The sequence below is a fragment of the Variovorax sp. J31P207 genome (assembly GCF_030316965.1).
Lineage (GTDB): Bacteria > Pseudomonadota > Gammaproteobacteria > Burkholderiales > Burkholderiaceae_C > Variovorax > Variovorax ginsengisoli_B.
The window spans coordinates 940,658-963,006 of the sequence record NZ_JASZYN010000001.1; the positions used below are offsets into that span (position 1 = coordinate 940,658).

Here is a 22,349-nt window from a genome sequence, read left to right on the forward strand (position 1 = left end):
GGAGTCGAACGACATGCCCACCACGTCCCCTCTCTCGCGCCGCCTCCGCGCGGCCGCGCTGCTGGCACCGGCCGCGATCGCGCTGGCCTGCGGCGCCGCATCGGCCAAGACCCTGGTCTATTGCTCGGAGGGCAGTCCCGAGAACTTCTATCCCGCCGTGAACACCACCGGCACCTCCTTCGACGCCACCACGCAGGTCTACAACAACCTGGTCGAGTTCGAGCGCGGCACCACCAAGGTCGTGCCCGGCCTGGCCGAGAGCTGGACCATCTCGCCCGACGGCACCGAGTACACCTTCAAGCTGCGCCAGGGTGTCAAGTGGCACAACACGGCCAAGAGCTTCAAGCCGACGCGGGACTTCAACGCCGACGACGTGGTCTTCATGATGGAGCGGCAGTGGAAGGAGAACGATCCCTACTTCAAGGTCACGAGCCCGAACCACTCGTACTTCAACGACATGGGCATGCCGAAGCTCTTGAAGTCCATCGACCGCATCGACGACCACACGGTCAAGTTCGTGCTCAACAAGCCCGAGGCGCCCTTCCTCGCCAACCTCGCGATGCCCTATGCCGGCATCCAGTCGAAGGAATACGCGATCGCGATGCTCAAGGCCGGCACGCCCGAGAAGATCGACCAGGACCCGATCGGCACCGGCCCGTTCTACCTCGTCCAGTACCAGAAGGACGCAATCGTGCGCTTCAAGGCCTTCCCGCAGTACTGGGGCGGCAAGGCCAAGATCGACGACCTGATCTTCGCCATCACGCCCGATGCCTCGGTGCGCTGGGCCAAGTTGCAGAAGGGTGAGTGCCACGTCATGCCCTACCCGAACCCGGCCGACCTCGACACCATCCGCAAGGACCCGAACGTGCAGGTGCTCGAGCAGGCCGGCCTCAATGTCGGCTACCTGGCCTACAACACGCAGAAGAAGCCCTTCGACGACGTGCGGGTGCGCAAGGCCATCAACATGGCGATCAACAAGAAGGCCATCATCGATGGCGTCTACCTGACCACCGGCGTCGCCGCCAAGAACCCGATCCCGCCGACCATGTGGTCCTACAACGACGCCATCAAGGACGACCCCTACGATCCCGAAGCGGCCAAGAAGCTGCTGGCGCAGGCCGGCTACCCGGACGGCTTCACGACCGACCTGTGGGCGATGCCGGTGCAGCGGCCCTACAACCCGAACGCCAAGCGGATCGCCGAGCTGATGCAGGCCGACCTGGCCAAGGTCGGCGTCAAGGCCGAGATCAAGACCTTCGAATGGGGCGAATACCGCAAGCGGATGCAGGCCGGCGAGCACCAGATGGGCATGCTGGGCTGGACCGGCGACAACGGCGATCCGGACAACTTCATGTACTCGCTGCTGGGCTGCGCCTCGGCGCAATCGGCCAGCGGCAGCAACGTCGCCAAGTTCTGCTACCAGCCCTACGAGGAACTGGTCGTGAAGGCCAAGAACGTGCCCAAACAGGCCGACCGGGAGGCCCTCTACAAGAAGGCCCAGGTGGTCTTCAAGGAGCAAGCGCCCTGGTTCACGATCGCGCACGCGGTGCAGTTGAAGCCGGTGCGCAAGGAGGTCGTGGACTTCAAGCTGAGCCCCTTCGGGCGCCACACCTTCTACGGGGTCGACATCAAGCAATGACGATCGCCATCGTCGCCGCGATGCACGAGGAACTGGCTGCGCTGCTGGCGCAGATGCCGGACGAGCAGCGCGTGCGCGTGGCGGGGCGCGACTTCTGGGTCGGCCATCTGCAGGGGCAGCCGGTGGTGGCGGTGTTGTCGCGCATCGGCAAGGTCGCGGCGGCGCTCACGGCCACCGTGCTGCTCGAGCGCTTCCAGGCGCAGGCGATCGTCTTCACTGGCGTCGCCGGCGGGCTGGCGCCGGGCGTCCAGGTCGGCGACGTGGTGGTCGCCACCCGACTGCTGCAGCACGACCTCGACGCCTCGCCGATCTTCCCGAAGTACGAGGTGCCGCTCACCGGCCATGCGCGCTTCGCGGCCGACACCGCGATCAGCGACGCGCTGGCCGCGGTGGCCGCCGGCGTGCTGGCCGACACGGTGGGCCTGCTGGGCCAGCAGGTGGTCGAGGATTTCGGGCTGGCCGCGCCCGCGGTGCACCGCGGCCTGCTGGTGAGCGGCGACCGCTTCGTCTCGTCCGCCGCCGAAAGCAGCGCGCTGCGCAACGACCTGCCGGACGCGCTGGCGGTCGAGATGGAAGGCGCCGCGGTGGCCCAGGTGTGCCACGACTTCGGCGTGCCCTTCGCCGCGGTGCGCACCATCTCCGACCGCGCCGACGACGCGGCGCATGGCGACTTCACGCGCTTCGTCTCGGTGGTCGCGAGCCGTTACAGCCTGGCGCTGATCGATGGGTGGCTGGCGACCCTGCCGCCGCCCGACGAGCAAGACGAGGCTACTTGAGCCAGCCGCGGCGACGGAAGTACCACATCGGCCCGAGGGCGCTGATGATCATCAATACGATCGCATACGCGTAGCCGTAGCTCCAGTCGACCTCGGGCATGAACTTGAAGTTCATGCCGTAGACGCTGGCGATCAGGGTCGGCGGCAGCAGCGCGACGCTCGCCACCGAGAAGATCTTGATGGTCTTGTTCTGGTTGATGTTGATGAAACCGACGGTCGCATCCATCAGGAAGTTGATCTTGTCGAACAGGAAGGCCGTGTGGTTGTCCAGCGACTCGATGTCGCGCAGGATCTGCCGCGCCTCCTCGAACTGCTCGGCGTTGAGCATTCGGCTGCGCATCATGAAGCTCACGGCGCGGCGGGTGTCCATCACGTTGCGGCGGATGCGCCCGTTCAAGTCTTCCTGGCGCGCGATCAGGCCCAGCACCTCGCCGGCCAACTCGTCGCTGACGTTGCCCGAGAGCACCTTGCGGCCGGCGATCTCGAGTTCGTCGTAGATGTTCTCCAGCGTGTCGGCCGAATACTCGGCGTCGGCGTCGAACAGCTTCAGCAGCACTTCCTTGGCGTCTTCGATCAGCCCCGGGGCACGCCGCGCGCGCATGCGCAGCAGCCGGAACACCGGCACGTCCTCGTCGTGGATCGAGAACAGCACGCCGCGGCTGCGCAGCTCGGTGTTGTGCTGGTTCAGGATGAAGGCGACGCGCACCGAGCGCGGGTTCTCGTCGTCGGCGATCAGGAAGTCGCTGCGGATGTGGAGCTCGCCGTTGTCTTCCTCGTAGAAGCGGGCCGACTCCTCGATGTCCTCGTCCATCGCGTCTTCGGGGATCGACAGGCCGTAGTACTGCTTGATCCAGCGCTTCTCCTCGACCGTCGGCGATTCGAGGTCGACCCAGATCGGCTGGAACTTGGAAAGCTCTTCAAGGGCCTCGATCTCTTCCTGGACGAGGCGGCCGTTGGCAAGCGTGAAGATGTTGAGCATGGCTCACTCCCTTGAAATGTCTGGCGTTGGGGCGAGGGGCGGGGCGCTTTCAACTCCCTCGCCAACGGCGCGTCAGAGGGGAAGTGAAAGCTGCCGAGACGGATCGATTTCCATGCGTGAGTCTCCGGTTGCAGCGAGGCGCGATTATGTCATCCGGTCCCCGGTGCCGCCGGTGTCCGACTGGACGGACATACAGTACAGTTGCGTCGATGCAGCGCCTTGCCACCCCTCTTCCCACCGCGGCCGGAAGCCAGGCCGAGCGGCTGGCTGAAGCGCTCGCGACCCTCAACGAGGCCCAGCGCGCCGCGGTCCTGCACGGCGTCGATGCCGCCCTGGGCCCGGCGCAGCAGGACCCGCGTCCGCTGCTGGTCATCGCCGGCGCCGGCTCGGGCAAGACCAGCACGCTGGCGCACCGCGTGGCCCACCTGATCGCCGGCGGCGCCGACCCGCAGCGCCTGCTGCTGCTGACCTTTTCACGCCGCGCGGCGCAGGAGATGGAGCGCCGCGCCGGCCAGGTGCTGCAGCGCGTGCTGGGCCTGGCCTCGCAGACGCCGCCGGCACTGCCCTGGGCCGGCACCTTCCACGGCATCGGCGCCCGGCTGCTGCGCGCGTACGCGGCGCAGATCGGCCTGGGCGAGAACTTCACCATCCATGACCGCGGCGACGCCGAGGACCTCATGGGGCTGGTGCGCCACAACCTCGGCCTGTCGTCCAGCACGCGGCGCTTTCCGCAGAAGGGCACCTGCCTGTCGATCTATTCGCGCACCGTCAACACCTGCGCGCCGCTGGCCGAGGTGCTGAAAGAGGCCTTCCCCTGGTGCGCCGAATGGGAGGCCGAGCTCAAGCGGCTGTTCGGCGCCTACGTCGAGGCCAAGCAGCAGCAGCAGGTGCTCGACTACGACGACCTGCTCCTCTACTGGTCGGCGATGGTTGCCGAGCCCGCGCTGGCCGAGCAGGTGGGGGGCCGTTTCGACCACGTGCTGGTCGACGAATACCAGGACACCAACCTGCTGCAGGCCGCCATCCTGCGCGCCATGAAGCCCGATGGCCGCGGCCTGACCGTGGTCGGGGACGACGCCCAATCGATTTACTCGTTCCGTGGCGCCACGGTCCGCAACATCCTCGACTTCCCGAATCAATTCGGCCAGCCGGCGCGGATCGTCACGCTGGAGCGCAACTACCGGTCGACCCAGCCGATCCTCGACGTCTCCAATGCGCTCATCGCCGGCGCCGCCGAACGGCACGCCAAGACCCTGTGGACCGACAAGCCCTCGGCCGGAAAGCCGCAGCTGGTGCTGGTGCCCGACGAAGCGCAGCAGGCCTGCTGGGTCGCCGACCGGGTGCTGGCCCATCGCGAGGGCGGCCTGGCGCTGAAGTCGCAGGCGGTGCTGTTCCGCACCTCCAGCCACAGCGCCGCGCTCGAACTGGAACTGGCGCGGCGCAACATCCCCTACGTGAAATACGGGGGGCTCAAGTTCCTGGAGGCGGCCCACGTCAAGGACCTGCTCGCGGTGCTGCGTTTTGCCCAGAATCCGCGCGGCCGGATGGCCGGCTTCCGGGTCACCCAGATGATCCCGGGCATCGGCCCGGTCAGCTCGGCGCGGCTGCTCGACGCCATGGACCAGGCGGGCGATCCGGGCGCCGCGGTGCAGGACTTCGTGCCGCCGGCCGCGGCGCAGGTCGAATGGGCCCGCTTCGCAGCCACCTACGCCGCGCTGCGCGCCCCGGGACTGCCCTGGCCGGCCGACATGGAACTGGCGCTCGACTGGTACCTCCCGCACCTGGAGCGGCTGCACGACGATGCCGCCGTGCGGCGCGGCGACGTCGAGCAGCTGGCCCGGCTGGCCGCCGGCTACGGCTCGCGCGAGCGCTTCCTGACCGAGCTCACGCTCGACCCGCCCGAGGCCACCAGCGACCGCCCCGGCCCGCCGCTGCTCGACGAGGACTACCTGATCCTGTCGACCATCCACTCCGCCAAGGGCCAGGAGTGGAAATCGGTCCACGTGCTCAACGTGGTCGACGGCTGCATCCCGGCCGACGTGGCGCAAGGCGCCCGCGAGCTCGAAGAAGAGCGCCGGCTGCTGTACGTCGCCATGACCCGTGCCCGCGACCACCTGCACCTGCTGGTGCCGCAGCGCTTCTACGTGACGCAGCAGGCGGCGCGCGGCGACCGCCACCTGTACGCGGGCCGCACCCGCTTCATTCCGGCCGCCGATGCCCAGCGCTTCGAGCAGCAGACCTGGCCGCCGCCGCCCGAGCGCGCGCCGCACGTGCCGCCGCCGGCCGCCACGATCGACCTGCTGAGCCGGATGCGCGCCGCCTGGCGCTGAACGCGCGGCCGCCGGCGGCTTCCTGTCCCTTCGGACTGCGGGGTCGAAAGCCCCCTCGCCGGAGCCTGGGTTTGTTTCCAGTGGCGCCGGTCGGCCGCGCCGCCCGGCGCTTGTTGGCTATCAAATCGATAGCGTGTGACAAACTGCATTTGATCTGGCGCAGACCCCTGGCACGAAGGGATTGCAATTCGATGACAGCATGGGCATAGTGACCCGAAGCCTCTCTCTCCCTCCCCCTCTTTCCCCTCTCTCTCTCCTTCCCCTCATTCCCCCTCTCGTTTCCCCGGCCACGCCTCTACTCCCAGGGGCGCGGCTATTTCCCCAACCGTCAATTCCAGGAGGTCATTCATGAATTTGACGATCAGCGGTCATCACCTCGACGTCACACCTGCTTTGCGCAACTACGTTACGAGCAAGCTGGACCGGATCACACGGCATTTCGACCAGGTGGTCGATGTGAAGGTGATCCTCACGGTGGAAAAGCAGAAGGAAAAGGAACGCCGGCAAAGGGCCGAATGCAATATCCACGTCAAGGGCAACGACATGTTCGCGGAGTCGAGCCACGCTGATCTCTATGCCGCCGTCGACGAACTGGTCGACAAGCTCGACCGCCAGGTCGTGCGCCACAAGGACCGCCTGCAGGATCACCACCACGCCGCCCCCAAGCGCGTGATGTAGTTCCGCTGTTCGGGCAAATACTCTTGCGGGCCGCCGTCAGGCGGCCCTTTGCTTTTTTCAGGGTGGGTGCATAATCGCCCCCGCCCCAACATGAACCGACTCGCGTCCATCCTGCCGCCCGCTCAAGTGCTCGTGAGCGTCGATGCCACTAGCAAGAAGCGTGCTTTCGAAGAAGCAGGGCTTTTGTTCGAGAACCTGCACGGTCTCGGGCGTGCCCTGATCACCGACAGCCTGTTTGCGCGCGAGCGCCTGGGCTCGACCGGTCTCGGCCACGGCGTGGCGATTCCCCATGGCCGCATCAAGGGCCTCAAGTCGCCGATGGCCGCGGTGTTCCAGCTCGCCAACGCGATCGGCTTCGACGCCCCGGACGAACAGCCGGTGGTGCTGCTGATCTTCCTTCTGGTGCCGGAAGCCGCGACCCAGAAACATCTGGAAATACTCTCGGAAATCGCCGAGCTGCTGAGCGATGCCAATCTGCGCGAGCAGATCAAGTCCAGCACCGACGCGGCGGCCCTGCACGCCCTGATCGCCGGATGGCAGTCCGCACAGGTGGCTTGAACTTCATCGGCGCAGGGCGGGTTCGGACATGAAGCCGACCGTCATCAGCGCCGATGCGATGTTCGAGGAGTTCCGCGGCTCGCTGCGCTGGGAGTGGCTGGCCGGGCTCGGCGCCTCCGAACGGCAGTTCGACCCCGACGTCATCAGCCGCGCCCAGTCGGCCGCCGACCTGGTCGGCTACCTCAACTACATCCATCCGTACCGGGTCCAGATCCTCGGCGCCCGCGAAGTCGCCTACCTGACCCGCGGCACCCTCCAGGACACCGCCCGGCGGATCGCGCGCATCGTCACGCTGGAGCCGCCGATGCTGGTGCTGGCCGATGGCCAGCCGGCGCCCGACGAGCTGCTGTCGATCTGCGAGCGCGCCCAGCTGCCGCTGTTCGCGACCCGCGAGTCGTCGGCCTTCGTGATCGACCTGTTGCGGGCCTACCTGTCGAAGCATTTCGCCGAGCGCACCTCGATGCACGGCGTCTTCATGGACATCCTGGGCCTGGGCGTGATGATCACGGGCGAGTCGGGGCTGGGCAAGAGCGAGCTCGGCCTGGAGCTGATCTCGCGCGGCAACGGCCTGGTGGCCGACGACGCGGTCGACCTCTACCGCATCAACCAGACCACGCTGGAGGGCCGCTGCCCCGAACTGCTGCAGAACCTGCTGGAGGTGCGCGGCATCGGTCTGCTGGACATCCGGGCGATCTTCGGCGAGACCGCCGTGCGCCGGAAGATGCGGCTCAAGCTGATCGTGCACCTGGTGCGGCGCGACAGCTTCGAGCGCGACTACGAGCGCATGCCGTCGGCGCCGCTGACCCAGGACGTGCTGGGCATCCCGGTGCGCAAGGTGATCATCCAGGTGGTGGCCGGGCGCAACATCGCGGTGCTGGTCGAGGCCGCGGTGCGCAATTCGATCCTGCAGCTGCGCGGCATCGACACCTATGCCGATTTCGTGGCGCGCCACCACAAGGCGATGGAAAGCGCGCGCGACGACGATTGACCCGCCTGGAGGCGAGCGAGAGTCAGCGCTTGCTCACGCAATCGGCGCAGAGGCCGTAAAGCGACATGGCGTGGTCCTGCAGGATCCAGCCCTTGTCCTTGGCGATCATCTGCTGGCGCCGCTCGATCTCGGCGTCGTAGAACTCCTCGACCTTGCCGCAGCCGGTGCACACCAGGTGGTCGTGGTGCTTGCCCTCGTTGAGCTCGTAGACCGCCTTGCCGCTCTCGAAGTGGCTGCGCTCGAGGATGCCAGCCTGCTCGAACTGCGTCAGCACGCGGTAGACCGTGGCCAGGCCGATGTCGGAGTGGTCGTTGAGCAGCACGCGGAAGACGTCTTCCGCGGTCATGTGGCGCTGGCTGCCGTTCTGGAAGATTTCGAGGATCTTCAGGCGTGGCAGGGTGGCCTTGAGGCCGGTGTTCTTGAGTTCGTCGATGTTGCCCATGGGTCGTTCCTCCGCCGGCCAGGCGGGCGAGGCCCGCCGGGGGCCAGCCGCTACAATGATTCGATCATATCGCCCAACCCTTTTCCCATGCCCGCCATTTCCCAACGCCGCCCATGGCTGCTCCTCGGCGCCGTCGCCGCGAGCCTGTGCCTGGGCGCCTGCAGCAGTGTCGGCAACAGCGCGCGCGGTGCGCTCACGGCCGTCACGCCCTACAAGGTCGAGGTGGTCCAAGGCAATTTCGTGTCCAAGGAGCAGGTCGCGGCCCTCAAGCCCGGCATGTCGCGCCAGCAGGTGCGCGAAGTCCTCGGCACCTCGCTGCTGACCGACGTCTTCCATTCCAACCGCTGGGACTACGTGTTCACGATCCGGCGCCAGGGCGTCGAGGCCCAGCAGCGCCGCCTGACGCTGTATTTCAACGGCGAACTGCTCGAGCGCTTCGAGGGCGACCCGATGCCGAGCGAAGAGGAATTCGTCGCCCAGCTCGACGCCCGCAAGCGCCATGGCTCGGTGCCGGCGCTCGAGGCGACCGACGACCAGCTCAAGAAGTTCGATCCGCCCAAGGAAAAACCGGCGGAAAGCCAGCCGGCCCCTGCCGCGCCGCAGCCGCCGTTGCCGGCGGTCTACCCGCCGCTCGAACCGACGCGCTGAGCGCGCACCCTGGCCGGGACCTCCGGCCTGCCCGCTCCTTTCCGTTCTTCCGCATTTCCAGAGGCTGAAACGCGTGACCGACTCCTCCGCTTCCAATTCCCCCCTCCGACGCGTGGCGATCGCCGGCGCTTCCGGCCGCATGGGCCACATGCTGATCGAGGCCGTGCGCGAGAGGCCCGATTGCCGCCTGGCCGGTGCGCTGGATGTCGCCGGCGGCCCGGCGATCGGCACCGACGCCACCGCCTTCCTCGGTGCCGCGAGCGGCGTGCCGATCGTCTCCGACCTGCGCGCCGGCCTCGCCGATGCGCAGGTGCTGATCGATTTCACGCGGCCCGAGGGCACGCTCGCGCACCTGGCGGTGTGCCGCGAACTCGGGGTGCAGATGGTGATCGGCACCACCGGCTTCAGCGACGCCCAGAAGGCCGAGATCGCCGATGCCGCCAAGGACATCGCGATCATGATGGCGCCCAACATGAGCGTCGGCGTCAACGTCACGCTCAAGCTGCTCGAGATGGCGGCCAAGGCGCTCGCCACCGGCTACGACATCGAGATCATCGAGGCCCACCACCGCCACAAGGTCGATGCGCCCTCGGGCACCGCGCTCAAGATGGGCGAGGTGATCGCCCAGGCGCTGGGCCGCGACCTCAAGGATTGCGCGGTCTACGCGCGCGAGGGCATCACCGGCGAGCGCGATCCCTCGAGCATCGGCTTCTCGGCGATCCGCGGCGGCGACATCGTCGGCGACCACACCGTGCTGTTCGCCGGCACCGGCGAGCGCATCGAGATCAGCCACAAGTCGTCCAGCCGCGCGACCTACGCCCAGGGCAGCCTGCGTGCGGTGCGCTTCCTGGCCGGCCAGAAGGCGGGCCTGTTCGACATGTTCGACGTCCTCGGCCTGCGCTGAGGACCGGCCCGGCATGAGCCCGCGCCCGGCCGTTCCGAAGGGGGCTCGCACCGCAGTGCGAAGCACGGAGGTCATTCAATGAGCATCCTCGAACTGCTCCGCCACGGCGACGGCGTCAGCCGCTCGGTGGCGGCGTTGCTGCTGGCGATGTCGGTGGCGAGCTGGGTCGTGATCCTCTGGAAGGCCTGGCTGCTGCGCGGCGGCACGCGCGACGTGCTCCGCAGCATTGCAGCCTTCTGGCAGTCCGCCTCGCTGCAGGATGCCGAAGCCCGCCTGCCAGCTTTCGACCGGGCGCTGATGGTGCTGCCGGCGGTGCGCGCCCTGAACCGGCTGGCGCTGTCGGCCGAGGGCGCAACGCTCGGCGGCAAGGTCGACCGCACCCAGCGCCTGACACGGATCCTTCGCGACGCCCTGCACGCGGCCCTGCGCCGACTGCAGGCCGGTCAGATCCTGCTGGCCACGGTCGGCGCCACGGCGCCCTTCGTGGGGCTGCTAGGCACCGTCTGGGGCATCTACGGCGCGCTGGTCGCCATTGCCGCCGAGACCGGCGGCTTCACCATCGACAAGGTGGCGGGGCCGGTCGGCGAGGCACTCATCATGACCGCCTTCGGCCTGGCGGTCGCGATCCCGGCGGTGCTGGCGTACAACGTCTTCGGCCGGGTGGTCGGCCGCATCGAGGCCGAGCTCGAGGGCTTTGCCCACGACCTGCTCGGCATGTTCGGCGAGCCTGCATCGCGGGAGGCAGCCCTGCCGCCGGCGCGGCCGATGCCGGCCTAGGCGGCAGGGAGCCCCTATGGCCTTCGGTCGCACCTCGCTCGGCAGCGCCGCCAGCGGCGGCCGCTCGACCGGCGCCGGCGGCCAGCGGCCGCTGTCGGACATCAACGTCACGCCGCTGGTCGACGTGATGCTGGTGCTGCTGGTGATCTTCATCATCACCGCGCCGCTGATGGCCAGCTCGATCAAGCTCGACCTGCCGCGCACCGACGCCGGCCAAGCCAACGACACGCCCAGGTTTGTCACGCTGGTGGTCGATGCGGCGGGCAAGGTGTACCTGAACGACCAGGCGGTCAGCACCGACGAACTCGCCGCCGGCCTGGCCAAGGCCGCAGCCGACAGCCGCGACACCGAGGTGCAGCTGCGGGCCGACCAGAGCGTGCCCTACGGCCGCGTGGTCGAGCTGATGGGCATCGCCAACAAGGCGGGCTTGAGCCGCATCGGCTTCGTCACCGAGGCGCCGCCGAAGAAGCCGTAGCGGCGTCCACGGCCGGCCCCAGCGCTACCGGCCTGGTCTTCCAGATCTCGTGCGCGTACTGCGCGATCGTCCGGTCCGACGAGAACTCCCCCATGCCCGCCACGTTGAGGATCGCCATCCGGGTCCAGGCATCGGCGTCGCGGTACAGCGCGTCGACCCTGGCCTGGGCCTCGACGTAGCTCGCGTAGTCGGCCAGCAGCAGGTAGTGGTCGCCCCAGCTCACCAGGGCGTCGAAGATCTGCTGGTAGCGTGCCGGCTCGGCGGCCGAGAACAGGCCGTCGCGGATGCTGTCCAGCGTGCGCTGCAGTTCCGGGTCGGCGTCGTAGATGCCGCGCGGGTGGTAGCCGGTGGCGCGGATCTGGGCCACCTCCGGCGTGGTGTTGCCGAAGATGAAAAAATTCTCGGCGCCGACGTTGTCGCGCATCTCGACGTTGGCACCGTCCAGCGTGCCGATGGTCAGCGCGCCGTTGAGCGCGAACTTCATGTTGCCGGTGCCAGACGCCTCGGTGCCGGCGGTAGAGATCTGCTCCGACAGATCGGCCGCGGGCATGATGATCTCGGCCAGGCTGACGCTGTAGTTCGGCAGGAACACCACCTTCAGCAGCTTGCCGACCCGCTCGTCCTCGTTGATCACCCTGGCCACGTCGTTGATCAGCCGGATCACCAGCTTGGCCATCTGGTAGGCCGAGGCCGCCTTGCCGGCGAAGACGATCACGCGCGGCACATGGCCGGCCGTCGGATCGGCAAGGATGCGGTGGTAGCGCGTGACCACGTGCAGCACGTTGAGCAGCTGCCGCTTGTACTCGTGCATGCGCTTGACCTGGACGTCGAACAGCGCGTCGGTGTCGATGTCGATGCGCAGGTGCTCGTCGACCCAGTTGGCCAGCCGCAGCTTGTTCTCGCGCTTGGCATGGCGAAAGGCCCGCACGAAGGCCGGCTGCTGCGCCATCGGCCGCAGCGCCTGCAATTGCGTCAGGTCGCGCCGCCAGCCTCGGCCGATGCGGGCGTCGAGCAGCGCGGCCAGTGGCGGATTGGCCTGCGCCAGCCAGCGCCGCGGCGTGACGCCGTTGGTCTTGTTGTTGAAGCGCTCGGGAAACAGGGTGTTGAAGTCGGCGAAGATCGACTGCTTCATGAGCTCCGAGTGCAGCCCCGAAACGCCGTTGATCGAGTGGCTCGCGAGCACCGCCACGTAGGCCATGCGCACCCGCCGCTCGCCCGATTCGTCGATCAGCGACAGCCGCCGCAGCAGCTCGACATCGTGCCCGTGGGCCTGGGTGACTTCGGCCAGGAAGCGCGAATTCATGTCGAACAGGATCTGCAGGTGGCGCGGCAGGATGCGGCCGAACATTTCGACCGGCCAGGTCTCGAGCGCCTCGTGCATCAGCGTGTGGTTGGTGTAGCTGAAGACCTTCTGGGTGTGGGCCCAGGCGGTGTCCCAGGGCAGGTTGTGCTCGTCGATCAGCAGGCGCATCAACTCGGGCACCGCCAGCACCGGATGGGTGTCGTTGAGGTGGATGCTGACCTGGTCGGGCAGGTCGTCGAAGGTGGTGTGGTTGCGCAGGTAGCGGCGTAGCAGGTCCTGCACGCTGGCGCTGACGAAGAAGTATTCCTGGTGCAGCCGCAGCTCGCGGCCGGAGGGCGTGGAGTCGTCGGGATAGAGCACGCGCGAGACGTTCTCCGAGTGGTTCTTGCTCTCCACGGCCTCCATGTAGTTGCCCCGGTTGAAGGCCGACAGGTCGATCTCCTCGGTGGCCTTGGCCGACCACAGGCGCAGCGTGTTGGTGGCCTGCGTGCCGTAGCCCGGGATGATGGTGTCGTAGGCCATCGCCAGCACGTCGTGGGTGTCGACCCAGTTGGCCGCGCCGTAGGGCGCGTGGATGCCCTCGCGCCGCTGCACGTGGCCGCCGAAGCGCACGCGGAAGGTCACTTCGGGCCGCTGGAACTCCCAGGGGTTGCCGCGCGTGAGCCAGTAGTCGGGCTGCTCGACCTGCTGGCCGTCGACGATGCGCTGGCGGAACATGCCGTACTCGTAGCGGATGCCGTAGCCCATGCCCGGCACGCCGAGCGTGGCCATCGAGTCGAGGAAGCAGGCCGCCAGCCGGCCGAGGCCGCCGTTGCCCAGGGCGGCGTCGGGTTCGCGCTCGGACAGCGCCTGGATGTCGACCCCGAAGTCGGCCAGCGCCTGCTTCACGGTGCCCTGCAGCTCGAGCGCCAGCAGCGCGTTGGTGAAGGTGCGCCCGATCAGGAACTCCATCGACATGTAGTAGACGCGCTTGAGCTTCTGCGCGTACTGCGCCCGCGTGGTGCCCATCCAGCGCTCGACCAGCTGGTCGCGCACCGCCAGCGCGGTGGCGTGCAGCCAGTCGTCGGGGCTGGCGGCGAAGGGGTCCTTGCCGACCGCGTAGATGAGCTTGTTGGCGACCGCGCGCTTGAAGGCTGCAACGTCTCGGTCGGGGTGGTCGTATTTGAAGTCTTCGATGTTCATGGTGATTCGCGTGGGAGGGCTTCGGCATAGACGCCGAGGTATTCGGCGGCGGCGCTGCCCCAGTCGGCGGGGCGGCGCATGGCGCTGGCGCGCACGGCGCGCCAGTCGGCCGGGCGCTGGTAGAGCGCGAAAGCGCGGCGCACCGCGCGCGCGTAGCCTTCGTTGCCGAAGGTGTCGAACGAGAAGCCGGTGGCCTGGCCGCCGGCCATGTCCTCGAGCGTGGCGTCGACCACCGTGTCGGCCAGGCCGCCGATCCGGTGCACCAGCGGCAGGCTGCCGTACTTCAGGCCGTACATCTGGGTCAGGCCGCAGGGCTCGAACAACGAGGGCACCAGTGTGACATCGCCGGCGCCGAACAGGCGGTGGGCGGTCGCTTCGCTGTAGCCCAGCGTGACGCTGACCGACTGCGGCGCGTGGGCCGCGCGTTGCTTGAACGCCGCCTCGAGCCAGGCGTCGCCGCTGCCCAGCAGTGCCAGCTGGCCGCCTTGTGCGAGCAGCCCGTCGAGGCCTTCGAGCACCAGGTGCAGGCCCTTCTGCTCGGTCAGCCGGCTGACCAGCACGAACAGCGGGGCATGGGTCTGGGGCGCCAGGCCGAGCTCTTCCTGCAGCGCCGCCTTGTTGCGCACCTTGCCGGTCATCCGGCGCAGGTCGTAGCGGTGCGGAATCAGCGCGTCGGTGGCGGGGTTCCAGACCTGGTCGTCGACCGCGTTGAGGATGCCGGTCAGCACCCCGGCCCGCCTGCGCAGCAGGCCGTCGAGGCCGCAGCCTTGCTCGGGCGTCTGGATCTCGCGCGCGTAGGTCGGGCTCACGGTCGTGATGCGGTCGGCGAAGCACAGGCCGCCCTTCATGAACGACAGCTGGCCGTGGTATTCGAGGCCGTCGATCGAGAAGGCCGCCGCCGGCAGGCCGAGTTCGGCGAAATGCGAAGCGGCGAACAGGCCCTGGTAGGCCAGGTTGTGGACCGTGAAGACGCTGCCGACGCGCGGGTGGCGCCCGCGCGGCGCGAAGGCCATGTAGGCCGGCGCCAGGGCGGCGTGCCAGTCGTGCGCATGCACGATATCGGGCTGCCAGCCGGGGTCGAGCCCCTGGGCCAGCTGTGCCGCGGCCCAGCCGAGCAGCGCGAAGCGCCGGTGGTTGTCGGCATAGGGCTGGCGGTGCGGATCCTCATAGGGATTGCCGGGGCGGTCGTAGAGCGCCGGCGCATCGATGACGTAGGCCGGCGTGTCGGGCGCGCCGGCGGTGGCGATCCGGCCGAGCAGCAGCCTGGCCCGCTCGCCCCAGGGCGCGGTCAGCTCGGCCACCGGCGCCGCATCGGTGACGCCGGCGAGGATGGCCGGGAAGCCCGGCAGCAGCACCCGCGCCTCCTGGCCGGCCGCCATCAGCGCCAGCGGCAGCGCGCCGGCGATGTCGGCCAGCCCTCCGGTCTTGAGCAGGGGAAACAGTTCGGCGCTGACCTGGAGGATCCTCATCGGTTTCAGGGCGCCAGGCGTTTGAGCATCTCGCGCGTCACCAGCACCACGCCGCCCTCGGTGCGCTCGAAGCGCGCGGCGTCGGCGGCCGGGTCCTCGCCGATCACCATCTCGTCGGGGATCACGCAGGCGCGGTCGATCACGACTTTGTTGAGCCGGCAGGCGCGGCCGACCTCGACGTCGGGCAGCAGCACGGCTTCGTTGATTTCGCAGAACGAATGGATGCGCACGCCCGAGAACAGCACCGAGCTGCTGACCTTGGAGCCCGAGACGATGCAGCCGCCCGAGACGATGGTGTTGACCGTCATGCCATGCTTGCCGTCGCGGTCGAGCACGAACTTGGCCGGCGGCAGCTGCCGCTGGTAGGTCCAGATGGGCCAGTCGGTGTCATAGATGTCGAGCTCCGGGGTGATCGAGGCCAGGTCGAGGTTGGCTGCCCAGAATGCATCAATCGTGCCCACGTCGCGCCAGTAGGCGGCGGCGCCGGGGCCGCGGCTGGCCCGGGTCACGCAGGACATGCCGAAAGGATGGGCCAGCGCGCGGCCTTCGGCGACCGCGCGCGGGATGATGTCCTTGCCGAAATCGTGGTCCGAGACGGGGTTGGCGCTGTCCTCCTCGAGCAATCGGTAGAGGTACTCGGAATCGAAGACGTAGATGCCCATGCTGGCCAGCGCCATGTCGGGCTTGCCCGGCATGGCCGGCGGGTCGGCTGGCTTCTCGAGGAAGGCCGTGATGTTGCGGTTCTCGTCGACGTCCATCACGCCGAAGGCCGTGGCCTCCATGCGCGGCACCTCGATGCAGCCGACCGTGCAGCCACGGCCGCTGGCCACGTGGTCGGTCAGCATGATCGAGTAGTCCATCTTGTAGACGTGGTCGCCGGCCAGCACCACGACGTAGTCATGCGGCGTGGAGCGGGTCTGGATGATGTCGAGGTTCTGGTAGACCGCGTCGGCCGTGCCGCGGTACCAGTGCTCGTCGCCGACCCGTTGCTGGGCCGGCAGCACGTCGACCATCTCGTTGAGCTCGGCGCGCAGGAAGCTCCACCCGCGCTGCAGGTGGCGCATCAGCGAGTGCGACTTGTACTGCGTCACCACGGCCATCCGCCGGATCCCCGAGTTGAGGCAGTTCGACAGCGCGAAATCGATGATGCGGAACTTGCCGCCGAAATAGACCGCCGGCTTGGCCCGCCGGTCGGTGAGCTGCTTGAGCCGGGAGCCCCGGCCGCCGGCCAGCACCAGGGCGATGGTGCGGCGAACGAGTTGGTGGGCCTGCAGGGTGGGTTGCGCGATGTCTTCCATCAGATGTCTCCGTTGGTTTTCTCGAGTGATTCCAGCCTAGCACCGTGGTGCCGGCGCCTTCATGTTTTTGCGACCCAGAGGCTGCCCGGCGCCAGGGTCTGGGTTGCACCGAGGGGCCGGGCCGCGGCCTCGTCGTCGACCGCGTCGCTGGCCAGCCGGCAGGTCCAGCGCCCCGGCGGCAGGGTGAAGCCGATCGGGGCATCGCCGGCATTCATCAGCACCAGCCAGCTTTCGGCCGGTGGCGGCGCCTCGAACAGGATCGCCATGGCGCGGCGCTCGCCGGCCTGCCAGTCTTCGGTGCGCATCGGGTGGCCCTCCGGCGCCAGCCAGCGCAGCGCGGTGGTGCCCGGCACGGGCTCGGCCGGCCACCACCGCGTGCTGCGCAGGGGCGCGGCTTCGCGGCGCAGCGCCAGCAGGCGGGCGACGAAGGCGGTCATGGCGCCGTCGGCACGGTCCCAGTCGAGCCAGGTGGTGTCGTTGTCCTGGCAGTAGGCGTTGTTGTTGCCGCGCTGGGTGTGGCCGATCTCGTCGCCGGCCAGCAGCATCGGCGTGCCCTGCGACAGCAGCAGCACGGCCAGCAGCACCCGCTGAAGGCGCTGCCGCTCGGCGCGCACGGCGGGGTCGTCGGTCTCGCCCTCGACGCCGCAATTGCGGCTCAGGTTGCGGCCGCTGCCGTCGCGGTTGCCCTCGCCGTTGGCCAGGTTGTGGCGCTCGTCGTAGCTCAGCAGGTCGCGCAGCGTGAAGCCGTCGTGTGCGGTGATGAAGTTGACGCTGGCCGTGGGCGCGCGGGCGTTGCGCCTGAACTCGTCGCTCGAGGCCGCGAAGCGATGGGCGAATTCGCCGAGGCCCTCGCTGCCCTGCAGCCAGAAGCCGCGCTGCACGTCGCGGAAGCGGTCGTTCCATTCGAGCCAGCCGGCCGGGAACTCGCCGAGCCGGTAGCCGCCAGGGCCGATGTCCCAGGGTTCGGCGATCAGCAGGGTCCGCGCCAGCACCGGGTCCTGCGCGATGGCCGCGAGGAGGGGCGCGCGAGGGTCGAAGTCGCCGTCGGCGCCGCGCGCGAGCTCCGGTGCGAGGTCGAAGCGGAAGCCGTCGACGCCGAGCTCGCAGACCCAGTGGCGCAGGCTGTCCATCACCAGCGCGAGCACCCTGGGCTCGGCCAGGTTGAGGCAGTTGCCGCAGCCGGTCCAGTTCTGGTAGAGCGCCCGGTCGTCGGGGCGCAGGTGGTAGTAGAGCGCGTTGTCGATGCCGCGCAGGCTCAGCGTCGGCCCGAGCTCGTCGGTCTCGGCGCTGTGGTTGTAGACCACGTCGATCACCAGTTCCATGCCGCGTGCATGGACGGCATCGGCCAGGGCGCGGAACTCGCTTGCCGGCGTGCTGCCGGCGCGGCCGCTCCAGTAGCGGACCTCGGGCACGAACCAGCCGATCGTGCTGTAGCCCCAGTAGTTGCTGAGGCCGAGGGCGAGCAGGCGCGACTCGTCGGCGCGCTGCTGGACCGGCATCAGGCTCAGGGTGGTGACGCCGAGGCGCTGCAGGTGGTCGAGCACCGCCGGCTCGGCGAGGCCGGCGTAGCTGCCGCGCAGGGCCTCGGGAACGCCCGGGTGGCGGCGGGTCTGGCCGCGCACGTGGACCTCGTACAGCACCCGTTCGCCGGCCGGGATGCGGCTGCGCCCCGGCGGCGCCGGGGGCAGCGGGGCCGTGACGCGGGCCTTGAGCGCGATGGCCGCGTTGTCGCGCGTGTCGCGCTGCAGCGGCTGCGCGGGGTCGTGGCCGAGGAACAGGTCTTCGCCGCCGTAGCGGCCGACGATCTCGCGCGCGTAGGGGTCGAGCAGCAGCTTGGCGGGGTTGAAGCGCAGCCCCTCGGCGGGCGACCAGGGGCCATGGACGCGCCAGCCGTAGACCAGGCCGGGCCGGGCGCCCGGCAGGCGGGTGTGCCAGACGCCGTCGGTGCGGGCCGACAACTGGAGGCGCTGCTGCTCGTGGCTGCCGGTGCTGTCGAACAGGCACAGCGCGACGGCCGTGGCGTTCGGCGCGGCGAGCGCGAAATTGACGCCTTCGGGGCTCGCCGTGGCGCCGAGCGGCAGGGGCGTGCCGTCGTTCATGCGCGGCGCCCCGGCCTCACGCCAGCACCCACATCACGGTTCCGAGCGGCGGCACCGACATCACCATCGAGCGCGCCCGGCCATGCCAGGGCACGGGCTCGCTGGCAATCGGCCCGTTGCCGACGCCGCTGCCGCCGTAGACTTGGTTGTCGGTGTTGATGAGTTCGCGGTAGGTGCCGTCCGCCGGCATCCCGAGCCGATAGCCGAGCCGCGGCACCGGCGTGAAGTTGCACACCGCCACCACGAAGCGGCCGTCGCGTGCCCGCCGCACGAAGGAGAACACCGAGTGGTCGGCGTCGTCGTGGCAGATCCACTCGAAACCTTCGCCCTCGCAGTCGAGCTCGTGCAGCGCGGGGAAGTGCCGGTAGACGTTGTTGAGGTCGCGCACCAGCCGGCGGATTCCCTGGTGCGCCGGCTGGTCGAGCAAGTGCCAGTCGAGGCTGCGGTCGGCGTTCCATTCGGCGAACTGGGCGAATTCGCCGCCCATGAACAGCAGCTTCTTGCCCGGGTAGGCCCACAGGTAGCCATACAAGTTGCGCAGGCCGGCGAACTTCTGCCAGTTGTCGCCGGGCATGCGCCCGATCATCGAGCCCTTGCCGTGCACCACCTCGTCGTGCGACAGCGGCAGCACGAAGTTCTCGCTGAAGGCGTACATCAGGCCGAAGGTGATCCGCTGGTGATGGTGCTTGCGGTAGACCGGGTTGATTCCGGCATAGGCCAGGGTGTCGTTCATCCAGCCCATGTTCCATTTGTAGTGGAAGCCGAGGCCGCCGCTCTCGGGCGGCCGCGTCACGCCCGGGAAGCTGGTCGATTCCTCGGCCAGGGTCATGGCGCCCGGCCGCTCGACGCCGACCACGCGGTTCATTCGGCGCAGGAATTCGATCGCCTCGAGGTTCTCGCGGCCGCCGAGCGCATTCGGCACCCATTCGCCGGCCTTGCGGCTGTAGTCGCGATAGAGCATCGAGGCCACCGCGTCGACCCGCAGGCCGTCGACGCCATAGCGCTCGAGCCAGTACAGCGCGTTGCCGACCAGGTAGTTGCGCACCTCGACCCGCGCATAGTTGAAGATCAGCGTCTGCCAGTCGTTGTGGAAGCCCTCGCGCGGGTCGGCGTACTCGTACAGCGCGGTGCCGTCGAAGTTGGCGAGCCCGTGGACGTCGGTCGGGAAATGGGCCGGCACCCAGTCGAGGATCACGCCCAGGCCCGCCGCATGGGCGGCTTCGACGAAGTGGCGGAAGTCGCCCGGCGTGCCGAAGCGCGAGGTCGGCGCATAGAGGCCGATCGGCTGGTAGCCCCAGGAACCGTCGAACGGGTGCTCGCTGACCGGCAGCAGCTCGATGTGGGTGAAGCCCATGTCGCGGGCGTAGGGCACCAGGGTGTCGGCCAGTTCGCGGTAGTCGAGCCATTCGTGGCCGTTCTTGCGCCGCCAGGAGCCCAGGTGCACTTCGTAGATGCTGATCGCGGCGTCGCGCGCGTTGGCTTCCGCGCGTCCGGCCGGCAGGGCCACGGGGGCCGGCAGCGGCTGCACCACGCAGGCGGTGTCGGGCCGCAGGCGGGCCGAGAAGCCGAAGGGGTCGGCCTTGCGCAGCACCTCGCCCTGGGCCGAGAGCAGCTCGAATTCGTAGGCATCGCCCGGCGCCACGTGCGGCGCGAAGATCTCCCAGACACCGCACTCGCGCCGCAGGCGCATCATGTGCCGCCGGCCGTCCCACTGGTTGAAGTCGCCGACCACCGAGACCCGGCGCGCATTCGGTGCCCAGACCGCGAAGGCGACGCCGCGCACGCCGTCGATCTCGCGCAGGTGGGCGCCGAGCTGCTCGTAGGGCCGCAGGTGGGTGCCTTCGGCCAGCAGCCAGACGTCGGTCTCGCCGAGCACCGGCGGGAAGCGATACGGGTCTTCGAGCGCCGATCTGTGCGCGCCCCAGTCGACCTCGAAGCGATAGCCGAGCCGGGCCTCCGAGGCCGGCACCCGGGCGGCGAAGAGGTCGCTGTCGCCCTGGCGGTCGAGTTGGGCCAGCGGCCAACCCGAGCCCGAGTGCAGCACGGCCACGGACTGCGCGCCCGGCAGCAGGGCGCGGACCCAGAAGCCCTCGTCCGTCTCGTGCGGGCCGAGCACGGCGAACGGGTCGCCATGTTCGGCGCGCATCAGCGCGTGGACTTCGGCTTCAGGCAGCATGCGGGGGTTCTCCCATGAAAACGCCATAGGGCGGCAGCGTCAGCATGCGGCCGTCGAGTCCGGCGCCGGCGAACGGCGATCCGGACAGCGGCACCAACGGCGCGTCCAGTTGCAGCGTCGCCGGTGCGTCGGACAGATTGAACACCGCCTGCAGCGCCTTGTCACCTTCGCGCCGCTCGAACCACAGCAAGGGTTCGGGCGCCTCGAAGAAGCGCATGCCGCCGGTCCGCAGCAGCGGCTGGGTGCGGCGCCAGTGCAGCAGGGCGCGGCTGTAGTGCAGCATCGAGCGCGGATCGCCGGCCTGCTGGTCGATCGCCAGTGCCAGGTGGGCGTCCGAGACCGGCAGCCAGGGCAGGCCGTCGGTGAAGCCCCCGTGCGGCTGGTCCGCCCGCCAGGGCATCGGGGTGCGGCAGCCGTCGCGGCCCTTGAATTCGGGCCAGAAGGCGCGGCCGTACGGGTCCTGCAGCAGCTCGAAAGGCACTTCGGCCTCGGGCAGGCCGAGTTCCTCGCCCTGGTAGACGCTGGCGCTGCCGCGCAGCGACAGCAGCAGCGCCAGCCAGAGCCGGTCGCGCCGGGTGTCGGCCGAGCCGGCGGCGTTCCATCGGCTGGCGACCCGGGGCACGTCGTGGTTCGACACCGCCCAGCAGCCCCAGCCGTCGGTCCTGGCCAGGGCAGTGTCGAGCGTCTCGACCTGGGTCCGCAGGTGGCGCGCGCTGTGTTCGCTGGTCAGCAGGCTGAAGCTGTAGGCCAGGTGCAGCCGCTTGTCGCGTTCGGTGTAGCGCGCCATCACGGGCGGCGCGTCCTCGTCGCCGACCTCGCCCAGCGCGACCGCGCCGTAGCCGTCGAGCAGCCGGCGCAGCTCTTCGAGGAACAGCAGGTTCTCGGGCTGGCTCTTGTCGTGCAGGTGCTGCTGCATCGCATAGGGGTTGTCGGCCCGCACCGTGCTCACCTCGCCGCCGTTGGCCGGCGGGTTGTCGCGCAATTGCGCATCGTGGAACTGGTGGTTGCAGGCATCGAAGCGGAAGCCGTCGACGCCGCGCTCGCACCAGAACTTCACCTCGCCCAGCAGCGCCTCCTGGACGGCGGCGCAATGGAAATTGAGGTCCGGCTGCTCGGCCAGGAAACTGTGCAGGTAGTACTGGCGCCGCCGCGAATCCCATTGCCAGGCCGAGCCGCCGAAGACCGAGAGCCAGTTGTTGGGCGGCGTGCCGTCGGGCTGGGGGTCGGCCCAGACGTACCAGTCGGCCTGCGGGTTGTCGCGGCTGGCCCGGCTGGCGGCGAACCAGGCGTGCTGGTCGGAGGTGTGGGACAGCACCTGGTCGATGATGATCCTGAGGCCCAGCCCGTGGGCCCGGGCCAGCAGGGCGTCGAAATCGGCCAGGGTGCCGAAGATCGGGTCGACCGCCCGGTAGTCCGAGACGTCGTAGCCGAAATCCTTCATCGGGGAGCGGAAGAACGGAGAAATCCAGATCGCGTCCACCCCCAGGCCCGCCACGTGGCCCAAGGTGCCCGTGATCCCCGGCAGATCGCCGATGCCGTCGCCATTGCTGTCCATGAAGCTGCGCGGGTAGATCTGGTAGATCACCGCGCCTCGCCACCAGTCCTTCGCCATGCATGCCCCCCAGGGA

Annotated in this window: 18 protein-coding genes; 10 read left to right on the forward strand and 8 right to left on the reverse strand. The window is 69.1% G+C overall.

The window, feature by feature from the left end; all coding sequences use genetic code 11:
- The first annotated feature begins 13 nt into the window (after positions 1-13).
- Together QTI68_RS04455 and QTI68_RS04460 are read left to right on the forward strand one after the other, a co-directional pair.
- Positions 14-1,639: an ABC transporter substrate-binding protein gene (locus tag QTI68_RS04455; protein WP_286519887.1), complete on the forward strand. Its 1,626-nt coding sequence runs from the start codon at positions 14-16 to the stop codon at positions 1,637-1,639.
- Positions 1,636-2,415 (forward strand): 5'-methylthioadenosine/adenosylhomocysteine nucleosidase, encoded by a 780-nt coding sequence (locus QTI68_RS04460; RefSeq protein ID WP_286519888.1) that lies wholly within the window; start codon positions 1,636-1,638, stop codon positions 2,413-2,415. Before QTI68_RS04455 ends, QTI68_RS04460 begins: the two co-directional genes overlap by 4 nt.
- Here QTI68_RS04460 and corA read toward each other — a convergent pair.
- Complete coding sequence (gene corA, locus QTI68_RS04465) at positions 2,408-3,394, reverse strand: magnesium/cobalt transporter CorA (protein WP_286519890.1); 987 nt, start codon at positions 3,392-3,394, stop codon at positions 2,408-2,410. The two genes, QTI68_RS04460 and corA, sit on opposite strands and share 8 nt — an antisense overlap.
- Before the next feature lie 209 nt (positions 3,395-3,603).
- Between corA and QTI68_RS04470 the strand changes: the two genes are divergently transcribed.
- The 4 genes from QTI68_RS04470 (at position 3,604) to hprK (ending at position 7,948) form a co-directional block, all read left to right on the forward strand.
- Entirely contained in the window at positions 3,604-5,724 is a 2,121-nt protein-coding gene (locus QTI68_RS04470; RefSeq protein WP_286519892.1) for an ATP-dependent helicase, read from the forward strand.
- A gap of 348 nt (positions 5,725-6,072) precedes the next feature.
- The gene (hpf, locus tag QTI68_RS04475) at positions 6,073-6,402 is read left to right on the forward strand and encodes a ribosome hibernation-promoting factor, HPF/YfiA family (RefSeq protein WP_093381418.1); all 330 of its coding nucleotides are present in this window, start codon (positions 6,073-6,075) and stop codon (positions 6,400-6,402) included.
- A 90-nt stretch (positions 6,403-6,492) separates the two neighbouring features.
- Complete coding sequence (locus QTI68_RS04480; protein ID WP_286372102.1) at positions 6,493-6,960, forward strand: PTS sugar transporter subunit IIA; 468 nt, start codon at positions 6,493-6,495, stop codon at positions 6,958-6,960.
- Positions 6,961-6,988: 28 nt separating this feature from the next.
- A complete protein-coding gene (gene hprK, locus QTI68_RS04485; protein WP_286510392.1) occupies positions 6,989-7,948 on the forward strand; it encodes an HPr(Ser) kinase/phosphatase in 960 nt (319 codons plus the stop codon).
- Between the two features lie 22 nt (positions 7,949-7,970).
- Here the strand turns inward: hprK and fur are convergent, their stop codons facing one another.
- A complete protein-coding gene (gene fur, locus QTI68_RS04490; RefSeq protein WP_286519893.1) occupies positions 7,971-8,390 on the reverse strand; it encodes a ferric iron uptake transcriptional regulator in 420 nt (139 codons plus the stop codon).
- Between the two features lie 87 nt (positions 8,391-8,477).
- Between fur and QTI68_RS04495 the strand changes: the two genes are divergently transcribed.
- The 4 genes from QTI68_RS04495 to QTI68_RS04510 all read left to right on the forward strand — a co-directional run bounded on the left by QTI68_RS04495 (position 8,478) and on the right by QTI68_RS04510 (position 11,194).
- Positions 8,478-9,038: an outer membrane protein assembly factor BamE gene (locus tag QTI68_RS04495; RefSeq protein WP_286519894.1), complete on the forward strand. Its 561-nt coding sequence runs from the start codon at positions 8,478-8,480 to the stop codon at positions 9,036-9,038.
- A gap of 73 nt (positions 9,039-9,111) precedes the next feature.
- Positions 9,112-9,942 (forward strand): 4-hydroxy-tetrahydrodipicolinate reductase, encoded by an 831-nt coding sequence (dapB, locus tag QTI68_RS04500; protein ID WP_503011621.1) that lies wholly within the window; start codon positions 9,112-9,114, stop codon positions 9,940-9,942.
- A gap of 78 nt (positions 9,943-10,020) precedes the next feature.
- Complete coding sequence (locus tag QTI68_RS04505) at positions 10,021-10,719, forward strand: MotA/TolQ/ExbB proton channel family protein (RefSeq protein WP_286519895.1); 699 nt, start codon at positions 10,021-10,023, stop codon at positions 10,717-10,719.
- A 16-nt stretch (positions 10,720-10,735) separates the two neighbouring features.
- Positions 10,736-11,194 (forward strand): ExbD/TolR family protein, encoded by a 459-nt coding sequence (locus QTI68_RS04510; protein ID WP_286519896.1) that lies wholly within the window; start codon positions 10,736-10,738, stop codon positions 11,192-11,194.
- Here QTI68_RS04510 and QTI68_RS04515 read toward each other — a convergent pair.
- The 6 genes from QTI68_RS04515 to QTI68_RS04540 are packed head-to-tail and all read right to left on the reverse strand — an operon-like array spanning position 11,166 to position 22,333.
- Complete coding sequence (locus QTI68_RS04515; RefSeq protein ID WP_286519897.1) at positions 11,166-13,679, reverse strand: glycogen/starch/alpha-glucan phosphorylase; 2,514 nt, start codon at positions 13,677-13,679, stop codon at positions 11,166-11,168. The genes QTI68_RS04510 and QTI68_RS04515 overlap by 29 nt on opposite strands.
- A complete protein-coding gene (glgA, locus tag QTI68_RS04520) occupies positions 13,676-15,148 on the reverse strand; it encodes a glycogen synthase GlgA (protein ID WP_286519898.1) in 1,473 nt (490 codons plus the stop codon). Before glgA ends, QTI68_RS04515 begins: the two co-directional genes overlap by 4 nt.
- A gap of 5 nt (positions 15,149-15,153) precedes the next feature.
- Entirely contained in the window at positions 15,154-16,446 is a 1,293-nt protein-coding gene (gene glgC / locus QTI68_RS04525; RefSeq protein ID WP_286519899.1) for a glucose-1-phosphate adenylyltransferase, read from the reverse strand.
- Between the two features lie 59 nt (positions 16,447-16,505).
- Positions 16,506-18,545 carry a glycogen debranching protein GlgX gene (glgX, locus tag QTI68_RS04530; protein WP_286519901.1) on the reverse strand — a complete coding sequence of 680 codons (2,040 nt, stop codon included), beginning with the start codon at positions 18,543-18,545 and terminating at the stop codon, positions 16,506-16,508.
- Positions 18,546-18,561: 16 nt separating this feature from the next.
- Positions 18,562-20,721: a 1,4-alpha-glucan branching protein GlgB gene (gene glgB, locus QTI68_RS04535; protein WP_286519902.1), complete on the reverse strand. Its 2,160-nt coding sequence runs from the start codon at positions 20,719-20,721 to the stop codon at positions 18,562-18,564.
- Positions 20,711-22,333 (reverse strand): alpha-glucosidase, encoded by a 1,623-nt coding sequence (locus QTI68_RS04540; RefSeq protein WP_286519903.1) that lies wholly within the window; start codon positions 22,331-22,333, stop codon positions 20,711-20,713. Before QTI68_RS04540 ends, glgB begins: the two co-directional genes overlap by 11 nt.
- Positions 22,334-22,349: the final 16 nt, after the last annotated feature.

Coding starts and splice junctions, on each gene's coding strand:
- hpf (WP_093381418.1), top strand. CDS start 6,073: ATGAATTTGACGATCAGCGGTCATCACCTCGACGTCACACCTGCTTTG.
- QTI68_RS04540 (WP_286519903.1), bottom strand. CDS start 22,333: ATGGCGAAGGACTGGTGGCGAGGCGCGGTGATCTACCAGATCTACCCG.
- hprK (WP_286510392.1), top strand. CDS start 6,989: ATGAAGCCGACCGTCATCAGCGCCGATGCGATGTTCGAGGAGTTCCGC.
- QTI68_RS04455 (WP_286519887.1), top strand. CDS start 14: ATGCCCACCACGTCCCCTCTCTCGCGCCGCCTCCGCGCGGCCGCGCTG.
- QTI68_RS04505 (WP_286519895.1), top strand. CDS start 10,021: ATGAGCATCCTCGAACTGCTCCGCCACGGCGACGGCGTCAGCCGCTCG.
- glgB (WP_286519902.1), bottom strand. CDS start 20,721: ATGCTGCCTGAAGCCGAAGTCCACGCGCTGATGCGCGCCGAACATGGC.
- QTI68_RS04495 (WP_286519894.1), top strand. CDS start 8,478: ATGCCCGCCATTTCCCAACGCCGCCCATGGCTGCTCCTCGGCGCCGTC.
- glgX (WP_286519901.1), bottom strand. CDS start 18,545: ATGAACGACGGCACGCCCCTGCCGCTCGGCGCCACGGCGAGCCCCGAA.
- QTI68_RS04470 (WP_286519892.1), top strand. CDS start 3,604: ATGCAGCGCCTTGCCACCCCTCTTCCCACCGCGGCCGGAAGCCAGGCC.
- QTI68_RS04460 (WP_286519888.1), top strand. CDS start 1,636: ATGACGATCGCCATCGTCGCCGCGATGCACGAGGAACTGGCTGCGCTG.
- glgA (WP_286519898.1), bottom strand. CDS start 15,148: ATGAGGATCCTCCAGGTCAGCGCCGAACTGTTTCCCCTGCTCAAGACC.
- QTI68_RS04510 (WP_286519896.1), top strand. CDS start 10,736: ATGGCCTTCGGTCGCACCTCGCTCGGCAGCGCCGCCAGCGGCGGCCGC.
- QTI68_RS04480 (WP_286372102.1), top strand. CDS start 6,493: ATGAACCGACTCGCGTCCATCCTGCCGCCCGCTCAAGTGCTCGTGAGC.
- QTI68_RS04515 (WP_286519897.1), bottom strand. CDS start 13,679: ATGAACATCGAAGACTTCAAATACGACCACCCCGACCGAGACGTTGCA.
- corA (WP_286519890.1), bottom strand. CDS start 3,394: ATGCTCAACATCTTCACGCTTGCCAACGGCCGCCTCGTCCAGGAAGAG.
- fur (WP_286519893.1), bottom strand. CDS start 8,390: ATGGGCAACATCGACGAACTCAAGAACACCGGCCTCAAGGCCACCCTG.
- glgC (WP_286519899.1), bottom strand. CDS start 16,446: ATGGAAGACATCGCGCAACCCACCCTGCAGGCCCACCAACTCGTTCGC.